This window comes from Stutzerimonas stutzeri (genome assembly GCF_024448935.1).
In the GTDB taxonomy this organism is placed as follows: Bacteria; Pseudomonadota; Gammaproteobacteria; order Pseudomonadales; family Pseudomonadaceae; genus Stutzerimonas; species Stutzerimonas stutzeri_AO.
The window spans coordinates 40834-66025 of sequence record NZ_JAMOIE010000005.1; the positions used below are offsets into that span (position 1 = coordinate 40834).

Genomic DNA, 25192 nt, shown 5'->3' on the forward strand with positions numbered 1-25192 from the left:
ACCACACAGTTTACCAGCTCTACTCGCTCGCCCTTATTCTTTGGGCGGCTCGATAGGTAAGGTTGGCGTGAACACCATGACTTCAAGCACATCGGAATGAAACTCGCGGATATACAAGACCAGTACCACCCCGGTCGTTACCGTCATGAAGAACCAGGGGTGGATGAACCAGGACAAGGTGGCCATTCCGAAGTAATAAGCCCTCAGGCCGAAGTTGAACTGGTTTGCCGCCATCGAGATGACCCTTGCGGCCCGTTCGGCGAATGACCTGCGCTCAAGGTCACTCACATTGCGCTCACCCGCCATTGGCGCCGAGGCAACCAGCACCGCAGCGAAGTTGTACTGCCGCATGCACCAGCTGAAGGTGAAAAACGCGTAAACGAACACCACCGCCAACGCCAACAGCTTGATTTCGGAAAGCCCCCGGCTTACGGGTTGTGCGAACGGCAGATCCGCCAACAGCGATACAGCACGTTCGGACGCACCCAGCGCAGTCAGAATGCCAGCCAGGATGATCAAGGTGCTGGATGCGAAAAATGCCGCGTTGCGCTCCAGGTTGCCGATCACATTGGCATCGGCGATGCGGTTATCGCGCAGCAGCATGCGCCGCATCCAGTCCTGCCGATAGAGATGCAGGACGCTGGCCAGGCACGCCGTGTCCCTGCCCCGCCAGCTTGCGTAGCGGGTGTAGCCGGCCCAGCACAATACGAACCACGCGACAGCAATCAGATGTGGCAGCAGATGATTGGGAATGAGCATGTGACCCCCCTCTGGATACAGGCGCCTGATTATAGCCAGCGAATCCGCTTGCCAGGCGTCTCGACAACCAATCCTGCGCCCCAGTCAACCGGCATCATGATGCGAGTCGAGGTTGACCCAGCAGCCGATCCACGGCGGACGCGACCGCCAGAGTCACCAGCACTGGAACCAGCCAGCCCATGCTCTGCACGGCCAAGGGGAGCCGGGTAAACAGCACGGGAACCAGGTTGGTGAAGCCCGCCGCCGACAACCCATCGACAACACCGAACACCAGGGTCACGGCCATTACCGGGATGAAAACCCGGCTGGACGAAACCCAGCAGCGATCCAGCAGGCTCAGTGCGACCAGCATGATCGCCAGCGGGTAGAGCCCGACCAGCACGGGCACTGACACACTGATCAGCTGGGTCAGGCCCTGATTGGCCACCAACAGACTGAAAAGCGTGAACACCACTGCGACAGTGCGATAGCCGACGGGCATCAAGCCGCTGAAAAATTCGCCACAGGCGGTCGTTAATCCGACAGCGGTCGTCAGGCAGGCCAGCGTAATCACCACCGCAAGTAGCAGACTGCCTGGAGTACCAAAAGCGCTTTGCACGTAAGTCGTGAGGATCTGCACGCCGTTTTGCGCCTCGCCGGCAATGCCCTGACTCGTTGCGCCCAGGTAGAACAGCGCGAGGTACACCAGCGACAGACCAAGCGCGGCTATGGCACCAGCAATCATCGTGTAGCGGGTCACCAGTGCCGGTTCGGATACACCACGATCACGGATCGCGGTCGCGATCACGATGCCGAATACCAGCGCGCCCAAGGTATCCATGGTCAGATAGCCTTCCAGAAATCCTTTCAGCAGGGGGCCGTTACGGTAGCTCTCGGCTGTGGTCCCGATGTCGCCAGCCGGCGCGAACACCGCAGCGCCGCCCAGCACCAGCAACGCAGCCAGTAATACAGGCGTGATGAACTTGCCGACCCGGTTCACCAACTGACCTGGATTTATCACCAGGAACAATGTCGCCGAAAAAAACAGCACCGTATAAACGAAAAGGGGGATAGCTGCGTTGCCGGTAAAGGGCGCAACGCCCATTTCAAACGAAACCACTGCCGTCCGAGGCGTAGCGAACAGCGGGCCAATGGCCAGGTACACCGCTACCGCCAGCAGCGTGCCGGCACCACGTCCCAGCGGGGCGGTCAAGCGATCCATGCCGCCGCCAACCCGTGCCAGCGCGACCACAGTCAACAAAGGCAACCCGACGCCGGTCAACAGAAACCCCAATGCAGCAAACCAGAGCGAGTGCCCTGCAGCCATCCCGACACTGGGTGGGAAGATAATATTGCCTGCGCCGAGAAACAGCGCGAACGTCATGAAGCCAAGGGCCAGCAGATCAAGGCCTTTCAGTCGAGTCATTGAACTATTACCACTACAGAAGGTTCTGGCACGACACGCTCCAAGCGTGACCTCCCGGATACGGCTCATGCTGCGCCGCAGAAAAAAAGCACGCACCTTAATCGAAATGACTAGCGAGGGCGAGGAGTCGTACTCCCCCAGGACGAGATGGTGCGAGAAGACGGACACCGCTAGGCATATTCGCTCGGACCAAGCCAGAACGCCGTTTATCGTCCTGCAGAAAGAAGATGCCAGTCAGACGAGCTGACCGGCATCGGGTGGACAAGGAGGGATCAGGCCTGCTTGGCGTCCCAGCCAGTGACTTCCGCCAGCGCCTTGCCGATATCGGCGAGCGAACGAACAGTTTTCACGCCAGCGTCTTGCAGCGCAGCGAACTTCTCGTCCGCGGTGCCCTTGCCGCCGGAAATGATTGCACCGGCATGCCCCATGCGCTTGCCCGCCGGAGCCGTCACACCTGCAATGTAGGAGACCACCGGCTTGGTGACATTGGCCTTGATATAGGCAGCTGCCTCTTCTTCGGCGGAACCGCCGATCTCACCGATCATGACGATCGCTTCGGTCTGCGGGTCCTCCTGGAACAGCTTGAGGATGTCGATGAAGGTCGATCCGGGAATAGGATCGCCGCCGATACCCACGCAGGTGGACTGACCGAAACCAGCGTCGGTGGTCTGCTTGACCGCTTCGTAGGTCAGCGTGCCCGAACGCGACACGATGCCCACCTTGCCGGGCATGTGGATGTGACCCGGCTGGATACCGATCTTGCACTCGCCGGGGGTGATCACACCCGGGCAGTTCGGGCCAATCAGGCGAACACCCATTTCGTCACACTTGATCTTCACTTCCAGCATGTCGAGAGTTGGGATGCCCTCGGTGATGCAGACGATCAGCTTGATACCGCCGAACACGGCTTCAAGAATGGAGTCCTTGCAAAACGGTGCCGGAACATAGATCACTGACGCATCCGCACCAGTCGCTTCGACCGCTTCTTTAACCGTGTTGAATACCGGCAGGCCCAGATGGGTTGCGCCGCCCTTGCCGGGCGTCACGCCACCGACCATTTTAGTGCCGTATTCGATGGCCTGCTCGGAGTGGAAGGTACCTTGCGAACCGGTGAAACCCTGGCAGATAACCTTGGTGTCTTTATTGATCAGGACGCTCATTACTTGCCCTCCGCGGCTTTGACGACTTGAATGGCCGCATCGGTCAGGCTCGTCGCACCGATGATGTTCAGACCACTTTCACCCAGCATTTTGGCGCCGAGTTCAGCATTGTTGCCTTCGAGACGGACGACCACAGGTACCTTGACGCCGACTTGCTTGACCGCACCGATAATGCCTTCGGCAATCATGTCGCAACGGACGATGCCGCCGAAAATATTGACCAGGACAGCCGCGACGTTTTCATCGGAAAGGATGATTTTGAACGCCTCGGTCACGCGCTCTTCGGTAGCGCCGCCGCCGACGTCGAGGAAGTTGGCAGGCTTGCCGCCGTGCAGATTGACGATATCCATGGTGCCCATGGCCAGACCCGCGCCATTGACCATGCAGCCGATGTTGCCTTCCAGTGCAACGTAGTTGAGCTCCCACTTCGCTGCGTGAGCTTCGCGTGGGTCATCTTGGGAGGGGTCCTGCATACCGCGCAGTTTGGGCTGGCGATAGATCGCGTTGCTATCGATGTTCAGCTTGGCATCCAGGCAATGCAGGTTGCCGTCTTTCTTGACGACCAGCGGGTTGACTTCCAGCAGCGCCAGATCGTAGTCGACGAACAGCTTGGCCAGCCCTACGAATATGTGCACGAACTGCTTGACCTGGTCGCCCTTCAGGCCGAGCTGGAAAGCCAGCTCGCGACCCTGGAACGGTTGCGCGCCGACGAGCGGATCGATGGTTGCCTTGAGGATCTTTTCCGGCGTCTCGTGAGCGACCTTCTCGATGTCCACGCCACCTTCGGTGGAGGCCATGAACACGACCCGACGCGTAGCACGGTCAACCACGGCGCCCAGGTACAGTTCTTTATCGATGTCAGTGCAGGCTTCAACGAGAATCTTGCTGACCGGTTGTCCGTTGGCGTCGGTCTGGTAGGTCACCAGGCGCTTGTCCAGCCACTGCTCGGCGAACGCGCGGGCTTCGTCCTTGCTACGGACCAGCTTGACGCCACCCGCCTTGCCACGACCGCCCGCATGTACCTGAGCCTTAACCACCCACTCGGTACCGCCAATATGATCACAGGCTTCAGCCGCTTCTTTGGGGCTATCGATCGCAAAACCTTGGGAAACTGGCAATCCGTATTCGGCAAACAGTTGCTTACCCTGATATTCGTGAAGATTCATCTTAGCTACCGTTCGGTTTGATGTGCATCAGACGTTGCATGTATGCCGCGTCGCCTCAAGTCGCTGAAAACTATCGAAAACACCTTTCAGAGACCTGTCATACCTTGCTTGAAGGCAGTCGGCGGCCGCGCCAGGCCTGTAAAGCCCGGCGCGAGCCGCCGCTTGTTGCTGGGCTCTTAGCGCTTCTTGCGGTTGGCGATGTGAATCGCATGACCATTCACCGCCAGCGCAGCTTCGTGCAATGCTTCGGACATGGTCGGGTGCGAGAACACCATCATGCCCAGATCTTCGGCGCTGGTGCCAAACTCCATGCCGATGGCGCCCTGCTGAACCAGCTCGGCTGCCGCCGGACCCATGACATGCACACCCAATACCCGGTCAGTCCTGGCGTCAGCGATGACCTTGACCAGGCCCGCCGTATCGTTGGCGGCCATGGCACGGCCACTGGCGGCGAACGGGAAGGTGCCCACGTTGATTTCAACGCCTTCGCCTTTCAGCGCCTGCTCGGACTTGCCGACCCACGCGATTTCCGGATGGGTATAAATGACCGACGGAACCAGGTCATAGTTCATTTGCGATTTGTGGCCCGCGATCCGCTCGGCAACCATCACACCTTCTTCCGACGCCTTGTGGGCGAGCATCGCACCACGGACCACGTCGCCAATGGCATAAACGCCCGGAACGCTGGTGGCGCAGTAATCGTCGACGAAAATGAAGCCACGCTCGTCCATGTCGACGCCGGCGTCGGCAGCCAGCAGGTCAGTGGTCACCGGACGGCGGCCGACTGCAACGATCAGGTTGTCGAAGGTCTGCTGCTGCTCGCCTTCAGCATCGGTGAAATTGACGGTGACCTGGTCGCCCTTCACTTCGGAACCGGTCACACGGGCGCCCAGCAGAATCTTCAGGCCCTGCTTGCTTAGAAGCTTGAACGCTTCCTTGGAGATCTGCTCGTCAGCGGCCGGTAGGAACTTGTCCATCGCTTCCAGCACGGTAACTTCAGCGCCCAGGCGCGCCCATACCGAACCCAGCTCCAAACCGATCACACCAGCGCCGATAACGCCCAGCCTGGCCGGGACGGTCTGGAAGTCCAGCGCACCGGTTGAGTCGACGATAATGTTCTGATCGACCGGAGCAGGCGGAATGTCCACCGGCTTGGAACCGGAAGCGAGGATCACATTCTCGGCACCGAGCACCTGCGTGCTGCCATCCAGGCCAGTGACCTCGACCTGCTTGCCACTGAGGAGTTTGCCGTGACCTTCGAACACGGTCACACCGTTTGCCTTCATGAGACCGGCAACACCGCCAGTCAGGTTTTTAACGATCTGGTCCTTACGGGCCACCATGGTCGGAACGTCCATGGCCACTTCGCCAGTGCTGATGCCGTGAACCTTGAAACTCTCCCGGGCTTCATGGAATTTGTAGGAGCTGTCCAGCAGCGCCTTGGACGGAATGCAACCGACGTTCAGACAGGTTCCGCCAAGCGCGGTCTTGCCTTCCTTGCCCTGATATTTTTCGATACAGGCGGTATTCAGACCCAGTTGCGCTGCACGAATGGCGGCAACATAACCGCCGGGGCCGGCACCGATCACGACGACGTCGAATTTCTGGCTCATTACGAATCCTCTTTAAGCAAAGCCACAAGCTACAAGCCGCAAGCTACTAGCCGAATGGAGCTGCAGTCACCTGCAGCTTGCGACGTGCAGCTTGCGGCTGCTTTGTTAGATGTCCAGCAGCAGACGGGCCGGATCTTCCAGCAGGTTCTTGATGGTCACCAGGAAGCTGACCGCTTCCTTGCCATCGATAAGGCGATGGTCGTAGGACAACGCCAGATACATCATCGGTCGGATGACCACCTGGCCGTTAACGGCCATCGGACGCTGCAGAATGTTGTGCATGCCCAGGATAGCGGCTTGCGGCGGGTTGACAATCGGGGTCGACATCATCGAACCGAAGGTGCCGCCGTTGGTGATGGTGAAGGTACCCCCAGTCATCTCATCAATCGACAGCTTGCCATCACGCGCCTTCTTGCCAAAAGTGGCGATGCCGCTTTCAACTTCGGCCAGGTTCATCAGCTCTGCATTGCGCAGCACCGGAACGACCAGACCACGGTCACTGGAGACAGCGACGCCGATGTCCTGATAGCCGTGGTAAACGATGTCGGTACCGTCGATCGACGCGTTGACCGCGGGAAAGCGCTTCAGAGCCTCGACGGAAGCCTTGACGAAGAAGGACATGAAGCCCAGACGCACGCCGTTGTGGGTCTTTTCGAACAGATCCTTGTACTTCGAGCGCAGCGCCATGACTTCGGTCATATCGACTTCGTTGAAGGTGGTCAGCATCGCCATGTTCGACTGTGCTTCGACCAGGCGCTCGGCAACCTTGGCGCGAAGGCGCGTCATCGGCACGCGCTTCTCGGTGCGCTCACCAGCAGCAGAAACAGGTGCCGATGCTGCACTGGGGGCGGGCTTGGCGGCTGCCGGAGCCGACTTCTTGGCCTCGATGGCAGCAACCAGATCTTCTTTGGTTACCCGCCCGTCCTTACCGGTGCCCTTTACGCTGTTCGGATCGATGCCGTTTTCTTCGGCCAGCTTGCGCGCGGCAGGCGCGAGGATCGCGTCTTCTCCGCCCGCTGCAGGTGCCGGCGCCGGTGCTGGCGCGGCCGCCGGAGCGGCGGCTTCTGCAGGAGCAGCAGTTGGAGCTGGAGCTGGAGCAGCTGCAGCCGTAGCGCCAGCGTCCAGCTTGCCAAGCAGCTCACCGCTAAGCACGGTATCGCCTTCGTTTTTGACAATTTCGGTCAGCACGCCATCCGCTTCGGCCAGCACTTCCATAACGACCTTGTCGGTCTCGATGTCGACAATCAGTTCGTCACGCTTTACCGCATCGCCCGGTTGCTTGTGCCAGGTCGCAACGGTGCCATCAGCAACCGATTCCGGAAATTGAGGGGTTTTGATCTCGATAGCCATAAGCTGGGTCCTATTTGATTCGGTGTTTACATCGAGGCCGCGGATACCGCGGCCTCTTGCAACAATGATTAAACGGTGAAGGCGTCCTGCAGCAGCTTTTCCTGCTGTTCGGCGTGCATGGAGGCATAACCGACCGCAGGTGCTGCAGAGGCTTCACGACCGGCGTATTGCAGAAACAGCTCCTGCTTATGCGCGACGGCAACGCGACGCATATGATGCTGGCTGCAATACCAGGCACCCTGGTTCATCGGCTCTTCCTGACACCAGACGATGCTCTTGACGTTCTGGTAAGGCGCCAGCACCTCAGCCAGATCATCTTCCGGGAACGGATACAGCTGCTCCAGGCGAACAATGGCGATGTCTTCACGGCCTTCGTTGCGACGCTTATCCAGCAGATCGTAATAAACCTTGCCGCTGCACATGACAACGCGTTCGACCTTGCTCGGATCGATCTGATCGATTTCCGGAATCACGGTCAGGAACGAACCTTGGGTCAAGTCTTCCAGCGTCGATGTTGCCAGCTTGTGGCGCAGCAATGATTTCGGCGTCAGCGCTACCAGAGGCTTGCGCAGCGGGCGGATCGCCTGGCGACGCAACATGTGATAGACCTGAGCGGGAGTTGTCGGCACGCATACCTGAATGTTGTGCTCGGCGCACAGCTGCAGGTAACGCTCCAGCCGCGCAGACGAATGCTCCGGCCCCTGGCCTTCGTAACCGTGCGGCAGCAGCATCGTCAATCCGCACAGACGGCCCCACTTGTGCTCGCCACTGGTGATGAATTGGTCAATGACGACCTGAGCACCGTTGGCAAAGTCACCGAACTGCGCCTCCCACACTACCAGTGCATTAGGCATGGTAGTGGCATAGCCATACTCGAACGCCAGTACCGCCTCTTCCGAGAGGAAGGAGTCGTACAGGTCGAAGCGCGGCTGCCCTTCGTAGAGATGCTGTAGCGGAATGTAAGTGCTGCCATCCTTCTGGTTGTGCAACACCGCGTGGCGGTGCGAGAAGGTCCCGCGGCCAACGTCCTGGCCACTGATGCGAACTGGATGCCCGTCGAACAACAGGGTCGCGTAAGCCAGTGTTTCGGCATAACCCCAGTTGATCGCCAGCGCACCGGCACCCATCTTCTGGCGGTCTTCAAGAATTTTCGCCACTTGACGTTGAACGACGAAGCCTTCCGGCACCGCCAGCATCTTGCCGGACAATTCCTGCAGCGCTTTTAGCTCGAAACGCGTGTCGTAACGAGCAGTCCAGGTATGGCCCAAATATGGCCGCCAATCAACGAAAAGCTCCTTGTTGGGCTCCTTGACCAGGCTTTTGACCACATGCAGACCGTTGTCCAGAGCAGTTCGATATTCATCGATCTGCGCCTGGACCTGCGCATCCTCCAGTACCTTCGACTGGGTCAGCGAATCGGCGTACAGCTCACGAGTGGTGCGCTGCTTGGCGATCTTCTGATACATCAGCGGCTGAGTGCCGCTGGGCTCGTCCGCTTCGTTGTGACCACGACGGCGGTAGCAGATCAGATCGACCACGATGTCGCGCTTGAACTGCATCCGGTAGTCGACCGCCAGCTGGGTGACAAACAGAACCGCTTCAGGATCATCCGCGTTGACGTGGAAGATCGGCGCCTGAATCATCTTTGCGACATCGGTCGCGTATTCGGTGGAGCGCGCGTCCTCCTGCTTGTTGGTGGTAAAGCCAACCTGGTTATTAATCACGATCCGGATGGTGCCACCGGTGCGATATGCACGAGTCTGGGACATCTGGAAGGTTTCCATAACCACGCCCTGCCCCGCAATAGCGGCGTCACCGTGGAGGGTGACTGGCAGTACCTTGTCACCCACCACATCACACCGACGATCCTGACGAGCGCGAACTGAGCCCTCAACCACCGGCGACACAATTTCAAGGTGCGACGGGTTAAACGCCATCGCCAGGTGTATTTCGCCACCCGGAGTCATGACATTCGAGGAGAAGCCCTGGTGATACTTGACATCGCCGGAGCTGAGCCCTTCGACCTTCTTGCCTTCGAACTCGTCGAAGAGGTCGCGTGGATTTTTACCGAAGGTATTGACCAATACGTTGAGACGGCCGCGGTGGGCCATGCCAATGACGATCTCCTTGGTGCCGTAGGAGCCTGACCGCTGGATAATTTCGTCGAGCAACGGAATAAGGCTCTCACCACCTTCCAGACCAAAACGCTTGGTACCCGGATACTTGGTGCCCAAGTACTTTTCGAGACCTTCAGCAGCTGTAAGGCGCTCAAGCAGGTGGCTCTTGATTTCCGGCGAGAAGGACGGACGTCCACGAACGCTTTCGAGCCGCTGGATAAACCAGGTGCGCTGGTCTGAATCGACGATGTGGGCAAATTCAGCCCCGATAGTCCGGCAATAGGTCTCCTGCAACGCTTGATGAATTTCACGCAAGGTGGCCTGATCTTTGCCAATGGCAAGGTCGCCGGTACGGAACACCGTATCCAGATCTGCGTCGGTCAGGCCATAGTTATTGATCGCCAGATCAGCTGGAGCCGGGCGCTGTTGCAAGCCCAGCGGATCGAGCTGGGCAGCCTGATGGCCACGCAACCGGTAGGCATGGATCAGACGCAGAACATCGACCTGCTTCTTTTCATGATCACTGCTGACGCTGCCTGCGGAAACCGGCTGAGCACGCCGCTGGTTCTTGGCCAACAATACGAAGTGATCGCGGATTGTCGAATGCGATACATCGGCCGCAGCGCCACCGCTGACCGGCAGCTTCTGGAAATAGGTGCGCCACTCTTCGGGCACAGCGCTGGGATCGTGCAGGTAGAGCTCGTAGAGTTCTTCCACATAGGCAGCGTTACCACCGGATAGGTGGGCACTGTCCCACATGCGCTGCATTACGCTTTCTTGCATGTCTGGTCACCTTCAATAAGGAGACACCACCAGCGTGGAGACCGCAGCATGACTTCCCAAGTTCTGAAGCAGCGACCCAGGTAAAGCCACTACGGACCGCGCAGATAGTTTCCGAGAACCACCCCGGATGCTCCTGCTGGTCATCAAATTTTCAGAGTGAACCCCGGCTTTGTGAGGTGGGATTCCTACTAAGACTACGGCGCCGAGTTTGAACTCTGGCGCCGTAGGTGTCGCGGTGAAGCATTAAGGATCTGCAACTGCTGTCAATAACCAACCGCAGACGCCTCGGGGCATCAGGTTGCGCTCTGCAGCAGCATGTTCCTCACATGGCCAATGGCCTTGGTCGGGTTCAACCCTTTCGGGCAGACACTCACGCAGTTCATGATACCCCGGCAGCGAAACACGCTGAACGGATCGTCCAGCGCACTCAGACGGCTCTCCGTCTCGGTGTCGCGGCTGTCGGCCAGGAAGCGGTAGGCCTGCAGCAGCGCAGCTGGACCGAGGAACTTGTCCGGGTTCCACCAGAAGGACGGGCAGCTGGTCGAGCAGCAAGCGCACAGGATGCACTCGTACAGACCGTCAAGCTTCTCCCGATCCTCCGGGCTCTGCAGACGTTCGATAGCCGGAGCCGGTGTATCGTTCATCAAATAAGGGCGAACCTTCTCGTACTGCTTATAGAAGATGCCCATATCCACCGCCAAGTCACGAATAACTGGCAAACCAGGTAGCGGACGAACCACAAGCTTGTTGCCCTTGACTACCGACGAGAGCGGTGTGATGCAGGCCAGCCCGTTCTTGCCGTTCAGGTTCATGCCGTCGGAGCCGCAAACCCCTTCACGGCATGAACGACGATAAGAAAAGCCTTCGTCCTGTTCCTTGATGAGGGCGAGCACGTCCAGCACCATCAGGTCTTTACCATCGGTGTTGACCTGAAAGTCCTGCATGTAGGGCTTGGCGTCTTTATCCGGGTTATAGCGATAAACGCTCACTTGCAACATATCGGCGACCTCAGTAAGTCCGAACCATGGGTTCGAAAGTCGGAACAGTCTTCGGAGAGAAGTTCACGGCACGCTTGGCTACGCGCTTCTCACCCGGGAAGTACAGGGTGTGGCACAGCCAGTTTTCGTCATCGCGCTCTTCGAAATCCTCGCGGGCATGCGCACCGCGCGATTCTTTGCGGTTTTCTGCAGCGATGGCCGTTGCTTCAGCCACTTCCAGCAGATTCTGCAGCTCCAGCGCTTCGATACGGGCGGTATTGAAGGCCTGGCTCTTGTCAGAGATCTTCACACTGGCGATGCGCTGGCGGAGATCAGCAAGCTGGGCAATGCCCTTCTGCATGTACTCGCCGGTACGGAATACACCGAAGTAGTTCTGCATGCAGTTTTGCAACTCTTTACGCAGCGAAGCGACGTCTTCCCCCTCGGTCCGCTCGTTCAAGCTGGCGAGACGATTCAGCGCAACGTCCAGATCGGCCTCAGTCGCACCGCGGTGCTCGACCCCGTCCTTCAGAGCCTTCTCTAGATGAAGACCGGCCGCGCGACCGAATACAACGAGGTCAAGCAGAGAGTTGCCACCCAGACGGTTGGCGCCATGAACCGATACGCACGCCACTTCGCCTACCGCGAACAGCCCTTCAATGATCTTGTCATTTCCATTGGCATCCTGGGTCATTGCCTGGCCGTGGATGTTAGTGGCGACGCCACCCATCATGTAGTGACAGGTCGGAACCACAGGCACCGGAGCAGTGACAGGATCGACATGCGCAAAGGTTTTCGACAGCTCGCAGATGCCCGGTAGACGGCTGTGCAGTACGTCCTCACCGAGGTGATCGAGCTTCAGCATCACATGGTCGCCATCCGGACCACAGCCATTACCAGCCAGAATTTCTTTAACCATGGAGCGAGCAACCACGTCACGACCCGCCAGGTCTTTCGCGTTCGGCGCGTAACGCTCCATAAAGCGCTCGCCGTGCTTGTTGATCAGGTATCCACCTTCACCACGGCAACCTTCGGTTACCAGCACGCCGGCACCAGCGATACCGGTCGGATGGAATTGCCACATCTCAATATCCTGAACCGGCACACCTGCGCGCAACGCCATGCCAATACCGTCGCCGGTGTTGATCAGCGCGTTAGTGGTCGATGCGTAGATACGCCCGGCACCTCCGGTGGCCAAGACCACAGCCTTGGACCGGATATAGACCGTTTCGCCATCTTCGATGCAGATCGCGATGATGCCAACGATGGCGCCATCCTGATTCTTCACCAGATCCACGCCATACCATTCATTGAGAAAGGACGTGCCCGCCTTCAGGTTGGCCTGATAGAGGGTGTGCAGCAGCGCATGACCGGTACGATCGGCGGCCGCGCAGGTGCGAGCAGCCTGCCCGCCTTTGCCATAGTCCTTGGACTGGCCGCCGAACGGACGCTGGTAGATGCGACCCTGCTCGGTTCGGGAGAACGGCAGGCCCATGTGTTCCAGCTCGAAAACCGCTTCCGGGCCAACGGAACACATATATTCGATAGCATCCTGGTCACCGATGTAATCGGAGCCCTTGACGGTATCGTACATGTGCCAGCGCCAGTCATCGTTCGGGTCGGCCGAAGCGATCGCGCAGGTGATGCCGCCTTGCGCGGATACGGTATGCGAGCGAGTCGGGAAAACCTTGGTTACCACCGCGGTTTTATGGCCACCCTGGGCCAACTGCAGCGCGGCGCGCATGCCCGCGCCACCGCCACCAATAATGATGGCGTCATAAGAAAGAGTACGAATGCTAGCCATGGATCAGATACCCCAAAGAATCTGCACGCCCCAGACGAAGAAGGTGAACATAGCTATGCCACACACCGCCTGGAAGAGAAAACGCACGCCGGTAGCCCACTTACCGATTGCCATGCTGGTCAGGTAGTCAGTGGAAATCGTCCACATACCAACCCATGCATGAACACTGAGGGCAACGAGTGCAAGGAGACTGAAGATGCGCATCCACTGAGCGGAGAACAACGCATGCCACTGAGCGTAATCCAACCCCGGATTCGCCATGAGGTATCCGATCAGAAAGAGAAAATAAGCCGCCAGGACCACCGCTGAAACGCGCTGGGCCATCCAGTCATACAGACCCGAACGGGAAAAGTTGGTGACATTGGTTACCATATCCAAACTCCCGCCAGAACGATCAGCACCGCCGATACGGCCAAAACGATTTTCGAGCCCAGCTTCCCGCCTTCCAGCGTTTCGCCATGTCCGGTATCCATGACCAGATGGCGCACACCGGCCACCAGGTGATACAGCAGCGCAGAGAGCAAAGCCCAGACCACCAGCTTCGCCAGCGGACTACCGAGATACGCCTTCACCTCTTCAAAGCCTTCGACAGAAGACAAAGAGACATCAAGCGCAAGCAGCAGGACGGCCACACCAACAAACAAGATCACGCCAGAAATGCGGTGAAGGATTGAGGTGTAAGCAGTGATTGGGAGTTTTATTGTCCTAAGATCTAGATTTACAGGTCGTTGGCTTTTCACGGCTTTTTTCACACTTGAGAGCCCCGAAACCGCAGGGCAAAGTTGTTGGGAAGAGCACGCAGCGGTACCCGCCACCCACGAGTGACAACCTACAGGAAACTGCCTGTAAGGCCCCTGCCGGTCGGTCGCCGAGTATAAACAGATAGGTCGCTAATGACAATGTGGTGAAGTGCCACTAAAGGCGGATGGCGCCTCGGCTTGCAATTCGCGTAAATAGCTTTTTCTGTGTTGCGAATTCACCCCCAAGCCCTCTACAACTGGCCGCTCGCCCAAATTGACTTTGTGATTTATCTCACTATAGTGATGCGGGCCCTGCGTGGGGGGCCATGATGATTCCAAGCATAAAACAGGAGGCCATACATGGCTGACAAAAAAGCGCAGTTGATCATCGAAGGCGCAGACGCCATCGAACTGCCTGTTCTATCCGGCACCGTAGGGCCTGACGTAATCGACGTACGAGGCTTGACCTCCACGGGTCGCTTTACCTTCGACCCCGGCTTCATGTCCACCGCCTCTTGCGAATCCCAGATCACCTATATCGACGGTGACAAAGGAATTTTGCTTCATCGCGGCTACCCAATCGAGCAGCTGGCTGAAAAGTCGGATTACCTGGAGACCTGCTACCTGCTGCTGAACGGCGAACTGCCCACCGCAGAGGAGAAGGCGCAGTTCATCAGCACCGTCAAGAACCACACGATGGTTCATGAACAGCTGAAATCCTTCCTCAACGGTTTCCGCCGGGACGCACACCCGATGGCGATCATGTGCGGTGTCGTCGGCGCGCTTTCCGCGTTCTACCACGATTCCCTGGACATCAACGACCCGCATCACCGCGAAATCTCCGCCGTGCGCCTGGTCGCCAAGATGCCGACGCTGGCCGCGATGGTCTACAAGTACTCCATGGGTCAGCCGATGATGTACCCGCGCAACGACCTGAACTACGCGGAAAACTTCCTGCACATGATGTTCAACACACCATGTGAAGTGAAGCCGATCAGCCCGGTACTGGCCAAGGCCATGGATCGCATCTTCATTCTGCATGCGGACCACGAACAAAACGCCTCGACGTCCACCGTTCGCCTGGCCGGCTCGACCGGCGCCAACCCGTTCGCCTGTATCGCTGCCGGCATCGCGGCACTCTGGGGGCCGGCGCACGGCGGCGCGAACGAAGCCGTGCTGACGATGCTGGACGAGATCGGCGACGTTTCGAACATCGAAAATTTCCTCGCCAAGGCCAAGGACAAGAACGACCCGTTCAAACTGATGGGCTTCGGCCACCGCGTCTACAAAAACTTCGACCCACGCGCCAAGGTCATGAAGCAGACCTGCGACGAAGTACTCGGCGAACTCGGCATCAACGACCCGCAGCTTGAACTGGCGATGAAACTTGAAGAGATCGCACTGAACGATCCCTACTTCGCCGAACGCAATCTTTACCCGAACGTTGACTTCTATTCCGGCATCATTCTCAAGGCAATCGGCATTCCAACCAGCATGTTCACCGTGATCTTCGCGCTTGCACGTACTGTCGGCTGGATCTCGCACTGGAAAGAGATGATTGCGATGGGTCAGAAGATCGGTCGTCCGCGCCAGCTGTACACCGGCCACCCGCAACGGGACCTGAATCGCTGAGGCAGTGCGAACCGCCCTACCCTGAAATAGACCTACCACTTTTCAGGGTAGCCACCTCGACGCCCAGTGCACTGCACCGGGCGTTTTTTATTTCTGGACACGCGAGGCACGATCAGCCTCGATGGCACCAAGATCCACGCCAGCGCCTCGCGCCATCGCGCACTGTCCCATGGGCATATCGAGCAACTCGAGAATCAGCTCAAGCACGACGAGGTGCAGGCGCTATTCGCTTTGCCTGAGCAGGCGGATCAATCAAGCGTACCGGATGGCATCGATCTGCCAGAGAAAATCGCCCGTCGTGAACCCCGCCTGGCGGCCAATGGCCGAGGCGAAGAGCAAGATCAAAGCCTGTGCCAGGGCGCGCTTCGCCAGTAAGAAACCCCGTGGCAAAGCCCCCAAGCCACCCGTTGCGAGGCCGATGGCCAAAGACCCGATCAAGCTGACCGATGAAGACTCGCGCATCATGCCGGCCGGTCGTTATGCCCCAGCTTCCGATCTGGATCGATCTGGTCCCTCACCCGCTGCTTCAATGTCTTGGCTTCAGGAAAGCCGCCGTCCAGCTTGCGCTCCCATATCTGCACACCGTCGCAGGTGATATGAAAGGTCCCGCCCGTTGCGGGCACGAGCGACACCTTGCCGAGGTCGTCCGAAAAGGTTGAAAGCAGCTCCTGGGCCAGCCATGTCGCGCGCAGCATCCATTGGCACTGAGTGCAATAGGTGATCACAATTTCGGGCTTGGTATCGGCCATTTCGAGGCGCTCGGGTAGCTGACGGGACTCTATAATAGCCGCCATTTCACGTCAGTCCGTCCGGTGTGCCTTCATGTCTCGTCTCCTCTTTCTGCTGATCCTGCTCGCCCCCCTGGCAGGCTTTGCCGAAACCCAGCCGCGCACTGGCCTGGTCCTTTCAGGCGGCGCCGCGAGGGGCCTGGCGCATATCGGCGTGCTTAAGGCGCTGGAAGAACAAGGCGTGCGGATCGATGCGATTGCAGGCACCAGTATGGGTGCCGTGATCGGCGGCCTGTATGCCGCTGGCTACAGTGTCGATGAACTGGAAAAACTGGCACTCGAACTGGACTGGCATCAGGTGCTTTCCGATGATCCTCCGCGCAAGGACATCCCCTTCCGACGCAAGCAGGACGACCGGGACTTTCTGGTCAAACGCAAGCTGAGCTTTCGCGACGATGGCAGCCTCGGTCTTCCGCTTGGTGTGATCCAGGGGCAGAACCTGGCGCTGCTGCTCGAACGGCTATTGGTTCATGCCAGTGACATCCGTGACTTCGACCGCTTGCCCATCCCGTTCCGCGCCGTGGCGACCGATATCGCCAATGACAAGAAAGTCATTTTCCGTAGCGGCCATCTACCCCAGGCCATCCGCGCCAGCATGTCGATCCCGGCCGTCTTTGCGCCGGTCGAAATAGATGGCCGGCTACTGGTCGATGGCGGGATGGTCGACAACGTTCCGATGGATGTCGCTCGCGACATGGGTGTGGACCGTCTGATCGTAGTGGATATCGGCACGCCGCTGCAGCCGCGCGAACAGCTGCTGACCGTCGTCGATGTACTCAACCAGTCGATCACCATGATGACCCGGCGCAACTCCGAAGCGCAGCTGGCCACCCTGAGACCGGAAGACCTGCTGGTGCAACCGATGCTGGCGACGTTTGGGTCGACCGATTTCGGACGAGCCGAACAGTTGATCGATGCGGGTTATCGTGCTGCCGATGCGCTGGATGGTCGGCTGGCGACCATGCGCAGCGAAAGCGGCGGCAACCTTTCGCTGAGCCTCGCCCGTTCGGCCGAACCGCGCACCCCGCTGATTACCGCCGTTCGCATCGAGAACGATTCCAAGGTCGGCGATGCAGTGATACGCCGCCACATTCGCCAGCAGATCGGCAAGCGGTTGGACCTGGAGGACCTGCAGAAGGACATGGGCACGCTGTACGGACTCGATTACTTCGAGCAGGTCGAGTACCGCATCGTCCACGGTAGTCCCGGCAACACGCTGGTCGTCACCACCCGAGAAAAGCGCTCCGGCACCGATTACTTGCGTCTTGGAATCAACCTTTCTGATGATTTTCGCGGCGACAGCGCGTTCAACATCGGCGCAAGCTTCCGCAAGAACGGCATCAACGAACTGGGCGCCGAGTGGCTGACGCGCCTGCAACTGGGCGATCGTCAAGAATTCTTCAGCGAGTTCTACCAGCCGTTAGACGCTGGCTCCCGCTGGTTCGTCGCACCGAACCTCATTGCGCAAGCGCAGAACGTCGAAGCTATCCTGGATAACGACCCTATCGCCGAATACCGCCTGCAGCGCTATGGCTATGGGCTAAGCCTGGGTCGACAGATTGCCAATAACGGCGAAATCCGCTTTGGTGTGGGGCAGGCCTGGGGGGAAGCCGATGTTCGCATCGGTGACCAGCAGCTGCCGGACTTCTCGTTCGAGGAAGGTTACTACCAGCTGCAGTATTCGTTCGACACGGTGGACAACGTCGACTTCCCTCGTGAGGGCGAGGACATCGGACTTACCCTTCGCCAGTACGATCCTGGTCTGGGCTCCGATGGGCGCTATCGTCAGTGGGAGTTTCGCCTGGACAAGGCCTTCAGCTTCGGCCTGGATACGTTGGTATTTGGCGGACGCTATGGACGAACACTGGATGAAGCCGAGATCGTCACCTCAAGCTTTCTGCTCGGCGGCGCGCGGCAGTTGTCGGGGTTCAGGCAAGACGCCCTGTCCGGCCAGAACGTCAGTCTGGCACGCATGATTTATTTCCGCCGCATGACACCCCGCTCGTTCCTGCCGCTGGATTTCCCGCTCTATCTGGGTGCGTCACTGGAGCGTGGGCGCGCCTGGAACAACGACAACGCGTTCGATAGCGGCTATATCAACGCAGGCAGCCTCTTTATCGGCTACGAGACCCCGCTAGGGCCGCTGAATTTCAGCTACGGTCTGAACGACGAAGCTGAGCGCGCCCTGTATCTGAATCTGGGGCGAAGTTTCTGATCGCGGCGCCCCTCTCTAACCCAGCTCCGTTAGGCGATCATTGCAAGCAACTCGTTGACCTGCTGCCGCTGCGCTTCATCTCCCTCGGTCGCGAGGGTTTCGAGAATGATGCAAGCATTCTCCACGTCGCCCTGCTTGATATACGCAACGGCCCGGTTGACACGGACCAGATGTTCGGGATTCGGCTCGAGTTGGCGAAGTTCCTCCGCTGTCGGTTTCGATTCGACCGGCTCCGCATTGCCGAGCAGCGATGTCAGCTCGCCAAGCGTCAGTGCCTCATCGAAACCATCGATCAATGGCTGCGCGGGGTACGCCTGTCCGGCTTCCACCACCGAAGTTTGCGGGACGGGTTCAGATGCAGAGTCGAGAAAGTCTGCTGCCAGTGACTCGTTCAGAACAAAGGTGATATCCGGATCCAGGAACCGCTCAGCTACTGCTGGTTTGGCGCCAGAAACCGCCGAAGCCACAGCGGGATGCAACGCGAGCAACTGATCGAGCGGTGCACGCTCGCCCCCCGCCTGCAGGTAGGCGTCGGCAGCCGCGCAGTAACCGGCGACGTCGCCGGCCTCGGCAAGGAGCCCGAGATGGCGAAGGCGAATATCGAGTTGTGTCGGTGCCCGCTCGATTCCGCGCGACAGCACGTCAATCGCTTCATCGCGGCGGCCATAAGTGATGTATGTATTTGCCGCTTCGAGCACGTCAGTCTCGCTGACCGAGGCATGCGCGGGCTGGCGAGGCATTTCCGGCGCAGCCGCGACGGTGGTGACCGGCGGCACGCGCGTCGGCTGGGGAGCGGCAACGGGCACCGCATCTGGATATTTGGGTTCGGATTTTTGGCGGCGACTGAACCACAGGCCACCCAACAACATGGAAATCAATACTCCGCCGCCAGGCAACGTCCAGTCCTGCCATCGAAACGACGGAATAGCCTCGGTCGGGGTCGCCTCAGCGGCTGGCAGCACAATCGGCTGACCCTCCGGCATTATCGCCACTGCCGGCTGCTCCACAGCTGGCGAAGCAACCGCCTGCGGCCGGTCCTGCTCGACCAATTGTGCAGCAACGGCTTCAAGCTGAAGCCGCATGTCGATCAGCATTTGCTTGAGCTGTTGATTCTCTTCACGGCTGGCGGCCAGCGCTTCGAACAGTTGACGACGCAACATGGTTACCTGACCGTCGACAAGTGTCGGATCGGCAGGTGCCAGTGCCGGTGCAGTTGGCTCGGCGTCAACTGTCCGCCGGCTCTGCGCGATGGTCTCGGCCATCGGCGCTGGCGAAGCGGGCTCTCCCAACTCTGCAGCGGCTTGTATGGCTGCATCCGGCAACAGCAGATCTGCCTCCGCGTTGAGACGCGCCGCATCACCATCGGCAAAGGCATCGGGATTCAAGGCCTGAATGTCGCGCATGAATTGCGCCTGTGACGCCTGGGTGCCACCTGCGTAGGCGCCGGCGATAGCCCACAGGCTCTCACCGCTCGCCACCCGGTGACGCTTACCCTGAGACGCGTGCGGCAGCTCGGCAGGCGGCACGAAACGCGCGGGTTCGACACGCGCCAGCCGAGCCTCGGCTTGCGGATTATTCACGACGAAACTGCTCGAAACCTCGGACGAACTTGGCATCGGATCCAGCAAAACCGTGTATTCACGGAGCATCCGGCTCTTCGCCCGGCTGATCTCGACCAGAAAGTTCAGATAAGGCTCGCGGACGGGCTTATTGGTCGCAACGCGGATCCGGCTCCGGTTACCGTCGATCACCGGCGTGAAGTGCAGATCCTGCAAAAACGCCAGCCGCTCGACGCCCACACGCGCAAAATCTGCGTGGGAAGCCAACACGACGCGGATGTCACCGACGGCCAAATCGCCCACGTCCAGCAAGTCGATTTCGGCACTCAGCGGTTGATTCAGGGCAGAGTTGAGCGTGATGTCGCCCATACCTAGGGCGGAAACCATGCCCGAATAGATCAGCGAGCCAGAGGCCACCGTTAACCAGACTCGACGACCGAGTGCCATGAAACCTCCGCAAGTGGCGTTCAGCGTGGTTCTTCGCCGATCCACGGTTCGATTGCTGAACTGTGACGCGGTTATCGACTGATGCGGAAGAAGCAAGAGGCAGTTCGTCGGCGTGCGCGCAAAGGCATTGTGCCGTCATCTACAAAACATAGCCTAGCGTCAAAAGACAAACGGCTGCTGAGGGCGGTGCCTGAAATCGGGCGGCTCATACACGCGCATAAAAATGTCGCGTGGGCACCCGGCGCGCCAACCTAGCCATGGCCAGATCGCGCGCAGGCCTACGCGTAGCAACGCATACGGCAGGGCTGCCTTAACGCTTGGCTTTTACAAGGTTCGCCAAAATGTCCTCATGTACTTGCTGGCACTTGCGCAGATCTTCTTCGTCGATCCCGTCGAAGAGTTCGTGGCGAACCTGAGTGGAAATCGCCTCGATTCTCTGGATGAGCGGGCGCGCTGGTGCACCTAGCGTAATGAGTTTGGCGCGGCGATCACCGGGAGCCGGCTGGCGATGGACTAGACCTTGTGCTTCGAGACTGTCCAGTAACCTCGCCAATGTTGGCCCCTCGACTGCAACACTTTGTGCAAGCTCACGTTGTGTTGGGTCGTGGTCGAATCGGGCCAGATGCAGCAGAACCAACCATCGGGCCTGAGAAAGGTCGAGGTCTGCCAGCCGACGGTCCAGCTCGGCGCGCCAGCCACGCGAAAGTTGAGCCAACTGCATGGCGAAACGGTGTTGGTCGGGATACATGCAGCGGTCTTTCCGGAAAAAACTAATTATTAGCGAGCTAACCACAGCGCCGAGAGGCTGGCAAGGCTACCATCGGCCCGCTACGTAACCCTGTATTGCGCTGCACCGCGCCAGCCCCATGCAACGAACAAGCGCAGCGGCAACACGCCACACCCCGGGGCTGGCCGCTAAAGCTCGAATTCGGCCTGCAACGATGCTCGCACGCAGAACAGGACCGGCTCGCAGACTCGTCCGGCAAATTGTGCGGCAACGGCCGCAACCGGAGGCAACTCCCCTTCGCCATCAAGGAAGGCTTCCTGGATCTCGCCGAGCAACTCCGCTGGCAGGTCCAGCGCCTGCTCAAGGCTCAACTGCTGCTGGCCTATGGCTTCGGCAAGCATGGCGTAGACGTTCTTTTCGCTGCAATCGAGTTGCCGTGCGATCTGCGCCGGCGTCATGCCCGCGCGGGCCAGCGTGATCAGTTCGTGGCGAACATCGGCTGGCGATTTGGCCGCCGCTGCCGTGCCTTGCAGCACTTCAAGGAACGCTTGGCCGTAACGGTCGAGCTTGCGTGCGCCAACGCCGCTGATGCGCGCCATATCGCTGAGTGAGCCGGGCTGGCTGCGAAGCATCTCAAGCAGCGTCGCGTCCGGGAAGATGACATAAGGCGGCACGCCATGCTCCTCAGCCAGTTTGCGGCGTAGGGTGCGCAGTGCTTCCCAGGTCTCACGCTCTTCGCTGCGCACCAGCTGACTCGCTGCGCTCGCGGCGGATTTCGGCGCCTTGGTGGACAGCTCTCGACGCAGCTCCAGGGTAACCTCGCCCTTGAGCAAAGTACGGCAGCTGTCGCTGAGGCGAAGGCCACCGAAACCTTCCAGATCGACGTCGGCCAGCCCACGGGCGACCAGCTGGCGAAACAGCGATCGCCACTCCCCGTCGGACAGCGCCTTGCCTACGCCGAACACCGACAGCTGCTGATGACCGAGGCTGCGGATCTTTTCGTTGTCGCGCCCGAGCAGGATGTCCACCAGATGGCCCACGCCGTAACGCTGGCCACTGCGGTAGATCGCCGACAGCGCCTGACGCGCCGGCTCGGTGGCGTTCCAGGTGTGCACGCCGTCGACGCAGTTGTCGCAATGGCCGCAGGGCTCCGGCATATCCTCATCGAAGTACGCCAGCAGCACCTGACGACGGCAACGAGTTTCCTCACAGAGCGAGAGCATCGCGTCGAGTTTGTGCTGCTCGATGCGCTTGTGTCGCTGGTCGCCTTCGGAATTGTTGAGCATCTGCTTGAGGAAGATCACGTCTTGCAGCCCGTATGCCATCCAGGCATCGGCGGGCAGCCCGTCGCGACCCGCGCGGCCGGTTTCCTGGTAATAGGCTTCCAGCGATTTCGGCAGATCCAGATGAGCAACGAAACGCACGTTGGGCTTGTCGATGCCCATGCCGAACGCGATGGTCGCCACCATGATCAGGCCTTCCTCGTTGAGAAAGCGCCTCTGGTGGAACGCCCGAAGATCATTCGGCAGACCGGCATGGTAGGGCAACGCCGGGAAGCCCTGCTCGGCAAGGAAGGCGGCAATGTCATCAACCTTCTTGCGCGACATGCAATAGATGATTCCGGCGTCACCGCGGCGCTCGGCAAGGAACGCCATGAGCTGCTTGCGAGGCTGTTCCTTCGGCACGATGTGATAGAAGATGTTTGGCCGATCGAAACTCGAAAGGAATCGCTCGGCGTTGCCCAGATGCAAGCGCTGGACGATTTCTTCCCGCGTGCGCTTGTCAGCCGTGGCAGTCAGCGCAATCCGCGGAACGCTGGGGAAAAATTCAGCCAGCTGGCCGAGCTGCAGGTACTCAGGGCGAAAATCATGCCCCCATTGTGATACGCAGTGCGCCTCATCGATGGCGAACAAACCGATCTGCAAGCGCTGCAAGAACGCCAGCATGCGCGGCTGAACCAGCCGCTCGGGCGCGAGATAAAGCATCTTGATTTCGTTACGGCGCAAGCGGTCGGCAATGTCGCGCTGCTGTTCGGGCGTCAAGGTCGAGTTGAGCGCAGCCGCCGCAACGCCCAGTTCCGAGAGCGTAGCCACCTGATCGTCCATCAACGCGATCAGCGGCGACACCACTACGGCCAAGCCGTCGCGAAGCAGCGCCGGCACCTGATAACAAAGCGATTTACCGCCGCCGGTCGGCATCAGCACCAGCGCATCGTCGCCGTCGACCACGCGCTGAATGATCGCGCCCTGGTTGCCACGAAACGCGTCGTAGCCGAATACATCTTTGAGAATGCGCTGTGCCTGATCGAGCATGCCGGTCTCCGAAACAAGACGCGCGAGTATACGCGACACAGCCGTCCGGTTCAGGCAGAACACTGCACCTGCGATAGTTGGTGACCCACGGCGGCACGGCGGAACTCCGGGCGAAATTTTCGATCAGTCGAAGACGCAGTGGCAGGAAACGCCCGCAGCCGCCGTAGTGTTAAAGCACGCGGTAGCCTGAGGCCTGCAGCTCGTCTAGAATCAGTGCTGTTTTCTCTCCAAGGTAGCCATCGATGTCCTTCGCCGAGCAACTCGCCCGCCTGCAAGTGTTTCTGGATGCAGATGATCTGCACGAAGAAGCCCTCGATTACATCGCCGCCCATGGCTATCTCACCGCCTTGTGCATCTGTTCGGAGCAAGTGCCGGAGCGCGAATGGATCGACGCGCTGTTTGCCGAACCGCCGAAATATGCGGACGACACCGAGCGCGAAGCCATCGAGGCGACGCTGATCCAACTCAAGGCACACATCGCACGGCAACTGGCCAGTGATGAAGACATGGAGCTTCCCTGCGAACTCGACATGGGCGACGAGCCGGACGAGTCCGACCTGCGCGGCTGGTGCATCGGCTTCATGGAAGGCGTGTTCATGCGCGAGTCGGTGTGGTTCGAAGACTCCGAAGAGGAAGTCAGCGAGCTACTGTTGCCGATCATGGTGGGATCAGGTCTTTTCGACGAGCAACCCGAATTCAGCGATATCGCCTCCGATCCGAACCTGGTCGCGGAGATGGTCGAGCAGATTCCAGAGATCCTTACGGCGCTGTACCTGATCTGTCATGCACCTGAAGAGAAGCCCGCGCTTCTCAAACCTCGCAAGCACTGACGCCGGACAGCCTCTTGGCTCATCGCGATATCCCAACGTATCGCAATCCAGTGGCACGGTATGTGCTGCTGGCGATCGGTTGGTTAAGCGTCACGCTCGGCATCATCGGCATCTTCCTGCCAGTCCTGCCAACCACGCCCTTTCTGCTTCTCGCTGCTGCCTGCTTCGTGCGTAGCTCTCGTCGTTTCTACGACTGGCTGGTGACACACCCCCGGCTAGGTCCTTGGTTCCGCGATTACCTGGAAGGCAAAGGCATTCCACTCAAGGGCAAGGTTTACGCCCTCACCACCATGTGGATCAGCATCGGTGTCTCCTGCTGGCTGGTACCGATGTTCTGGGTACGTATCGGCATGCTGACCAGCGCAACGCTGGTCAGCCTCTATATCCTCCGCATGAAAACGCTTCCTGCCCGCTGAGAAGCTGAGTTTTCCGCCAGAAGCCGCTCAGGCTCGCGCAGGCCTGGACGCGAGTCGGCCAAACCTGACGGCATTCTTGAAACGTATAAGAGAGCGACCCGCTTATCAGCGCGCCGTTGAAAAAGGTGGTCCGGTAATGCCGGGGCGCTAGAGCTACCGCGCCCGGCCCGCCGAGGTCAGCGACGCTGGGCCGCTGCTTTGTCTCGTTGCGCTCGTACCGGGATCGGCTGCAAACGAGGCGGTTCGACAAACCCAAGCGCCACTGCCAGATTCCAGCACACACTATTGAGCAATGCTTTCATGACTAACCCCTCCTGCTTGATACGGGTTTTTGGTGGAGCCCTGGGACTTCGAGATCAGCATAACCCAACAATCGCAACATAGCCTGCGAG

The 25192-nt window shown here is 59.4% G+C and carries 20 protein-coding genes and 2 pseudogenes; 6 read left to right on the forward strand and 16 right to left on the reverse strand.

All coding sequences use genetic code 11. From position 1 onward, the window contains the following. Positions 1 to 33: 33 nt before the first annotated feature. The 11 genes from NA637_RS02515 to sdhC form a co-directional block, all read right to left on the reverse strand. On the reverse strand, positions 34 to 759 hold the full coding sequence (locus NA637_RS02515) for a DUF599 domain-containing protein (RefSeq protein WP_256070886.1): 726 nt from the start codon (positions 757 to 759) through the stop codon (positions 34 to 36). Positions 760 to 853: 94 nt separating this feature from the next. Then, a complete protein-coding gene (gene brnQ, locus NA637_RS02520) occupies positions 854 to 2164 on the reverse strand; it encodes a branched-chain amino acid transport system II carrier protein (RefSeq protein ID WP_256070888.1) in 1311 nt (436 codons plus the stop codon). Positions 2165 to 2436: 272 nt separating this feature from the next. Then, on the reverse strand, positions 2437 to 3324 hold the full coding sequence (sucD, locus tag NA637_RS02525; RefSeq protein WP_256070890.1) for a succinate--CoA ligase subunit alpha: 888 nt from the start codon (positions 3322 to 3324) through the stop codon (positions 2437 to 2439). After that, positions 3324 to 4490: an ADP-forming succinate--CoA ligase subunit beta gene (gene sucC / locus NA637_RS02530; RefSeq protein WP_256070892.1), complete on the reverse strand. Its 1167-nt coding sequence runs from the start codon at positions 4488 to 4490 to the stop codon at positions 3324 to 3326. The genes sucD and sucC overlap by 1 nt, the downstream gene beginning before the upstream one ends. Positions 4491 to 4666: 176 nt before the next feature. Beyond that, positions 4667 to 6103: a dihydrolipoyl dehydrogenase gene (gene lpdA, locus NA637_RS02535; RefSeq protein ID WP_256070894.1), complete on the reverse strand. Its 1437-nt coding sequence runs from the start codon at positions 6101 to 6103 to the stop codon at positions 4667 to 4669. Positions 6104 to 6208: 105 nt separating this feature from the next. Continuing rightward, a complete protein-coding gene (gene odhB / locus NA637_RS02540; protein ID WP_256070896.1) occupies positions 6209 to 7453 on the reverse strand; it encodes a 2-oxoglutarate dehydrogenase complex dihydrolipoyllysine-residue succinyltransferase in 1245 nt (414 codons plus the stop codon). Positions 7454 to 7521: 68 nt separating this feature from the next. Then, entirely contained in the window at positions 7522 to 10353 is a 2832-nt protein-coding gene (locus NA637_RS02545) for a 2-oxoglutarate dehydrogenase E1 component (RefSeq protein ID WP_256070898.1), read from the reverse strand. Between the two features lie 293 nt (positions 10354 to 10646). After that, complete coding sequence (locus NA637_RS02550) at positions 10647 to 11351, reverse strand: succinate dehydrogenase iron-sulfur subunit (protein WP_127839542.1); 705 nt, start codon at positions 11349 to 11351, stop codon at positions 10647 to 10649. 10 nt (positions 11352 to 11361) lie between these two features. Further along, positions 11362 to 13134 carry a succinate dehydrogenase flavoprotein subunit gene (sdhA, locus tag NA637_RS02555; RefSeq protein WP_256070899.1) on the reverse strand — a complete coding sequence of 591 codons (1773 nt, stop codon included), beginning with the start codon at positions 13132 to 13134 and terminating at the stop codon, positions 11362 to 11364. A gap of 3 nt (positions 13135 to 13137) precedes the next feature. Next, positions 13138 to 13506, reverse strand: a complete 369-nt coding sequence (gene sdhD / locus NA637_RS02560; protein WP_256070900.1) for a succinate dehydrogenase, hydrophobic membrane anchor protein — start codon at positions 13504 to 13506, stop codon at positions 13138 to 13140. Continuing rightward, positions 13500 to 13886 carry a succinate dehydrogenase, cytochrome b556 subunit gene (gene sdhC / locus NA637_RS02565; RefSeq protein WP_256070902.1) on the reverse strand — a complete coding sequence of 129 codons (387 nt, stop codon included), beginning with the start codon at positions 13884 to 13886 and terminating at the stop codon, positions 13500 to 13502. Before sdhC ends, sdhD begins: the two co-directional genes overlap by 7 nt. Before the next feature lie 348 nt (positions 13887 to 14234). Here sdhC and gltA point away from each other — a divergent pair, with 348 nt between their 5' ends. Both gltA and NA637_RS02575 read left to right on the forward strand, forming a co-directional pair. Then, entirely contained in the window at positions 14235 to 15506 is a 1272-nt protein-coding gene (gene gltA, locus NA637_RS02570) for a citrate synthase (protein ID WP_256070903.1), read from the forward strand. 105 nt (positions 15507 to 15611) lie between these two features. After that, positions 15612 to 15975: pseudogene (locus NA637_RS02575) on the forward strand (IS5/IS1182 family transposase); the annotation flags it as partial. Here the strand turns inward: NA637_RS02575 and NA637_RS02580 are convergent. After that, entirely contained in the window at positions 15968 to 16255 is a 288-nt protein-coding gene (locus tag NA637_RS02580; RefSeq protein ID WP_256070904.1) for a SelT/SelW/SelH family protein, read from the reverse strand. The pseudogene NA637_RS02575 and the gene NA637_RS02580 sit on opposite strands and share 8 nt — an antisense overlap. A gap of 73 nt (positions 16256 to 16328) precedes the next feature. On the opposite strand from NA637_RS02580, the gene NA637_RS02585 reads away from it, so the two are divergent. Next, a complete protein-coding gene (locus NA637_RS02585; RefSeq protein WP_256070906.1) occupies positions 16329 to 18509 on the forward strand; it encodes a patatin-like phospholipase family protein in 2181 nt (726 codons plus the stop codon). Positions 18510 to 18538: 29 nt separating this feature from the next. Here the strand turns inward: NA637_RS02585 and NA637_RS02590 are convergent, their stop codons facing one another. The 3 genes from NA637_RS02590 to recQ form a co-directional block, all read right to left on the reverse strand. Then, positions 18539 to 20515, reverse strand: a complete 1977-nt coding sequence (locus tag NA637_RS02590) for a hypothetical protein (RefSeq protein ID WP_256070907.1) — start codon at positions 20513 to 20515, stop codon at positions 18539 to 18541. Between the two features lie 310 nt (positions 20516 to 20825). Beyond that, positions 20826 to 21263 (reverse strand): MarR family transcriptional regulator, encoded by a 438-nt coding sequence (locus NA637_RS02595; protein ID WP_256070908.1) that lies wholly within the window; start codon positions 21261 to 21263, stop codon positions 20826 to 20828. A 167-nt stretch (positions 21264 to 21430) separates the two neighbouring features. Beyond that, on the reverse strand, positions 21431 to 23554 hold the full coding sequence (recQ, locus tag NA637_RS02600; protein WP_256070909.1) for a DNA helicase RecQ: 2124 nt from the start codon (positions 23552 to 23554) through the stop codon (positions 21431 to 21433). A gap of 242 nt (positions 23555 to 23796) precedes the next feature. On the opposite strand from recQ, the gene NA637_RS02605 reads away from it, so the two are divergent. The 3 genes and pseudogenes from NA637_RS02605 to NA637_RS02615 form a co-directional block, all read left to right on the forward strand. Then, positions 23797 to 24384, forward strand: a complete 588-nt coding sequence (locus NA637_RS02605) for a YecA family protein (protein WP_256070910.1) — start codon at positions 23797 to 23799, stop codon at positions 24382 to 24384. Positions 24385 to 24398: 14 nt separating this feature from the next. Continuing rightward, positions 24399 to 24800, forward strand: a complete 402-nt coding sequence (locus tag NA637_RS02610) for a YbaN family protein (RefSeq protein ID WP_256070911.1) — start codon at positions 24399 to 24401, stop codon at positions 24798 to 24800. 1 nt (position 24801) lies between these two features. After that, a pseudogene (locus NA637_RS02615) lies at positions 24802 to 24951 on the forward strand (glutathione S-transferase); the annotation flags it as partial. Positions 24952 to 24976: 25 nt separating this feature from the next. Here the strand turns inward: NA637_RS02615 and NA637_RS25475 are convergent. Further along, positions 24977 to 25102, reverse strand: coding sequence for a PA1414 family protein (locus NA637_RS25475; RefSeq protein WP_256203908.1), 126 nt, complete (start codon positions 25100 to 25102; stop codon positions 24977 to 24979). Between the last annotated feature and the right edge of the window lie 90 nt (positions 25103 to 25192).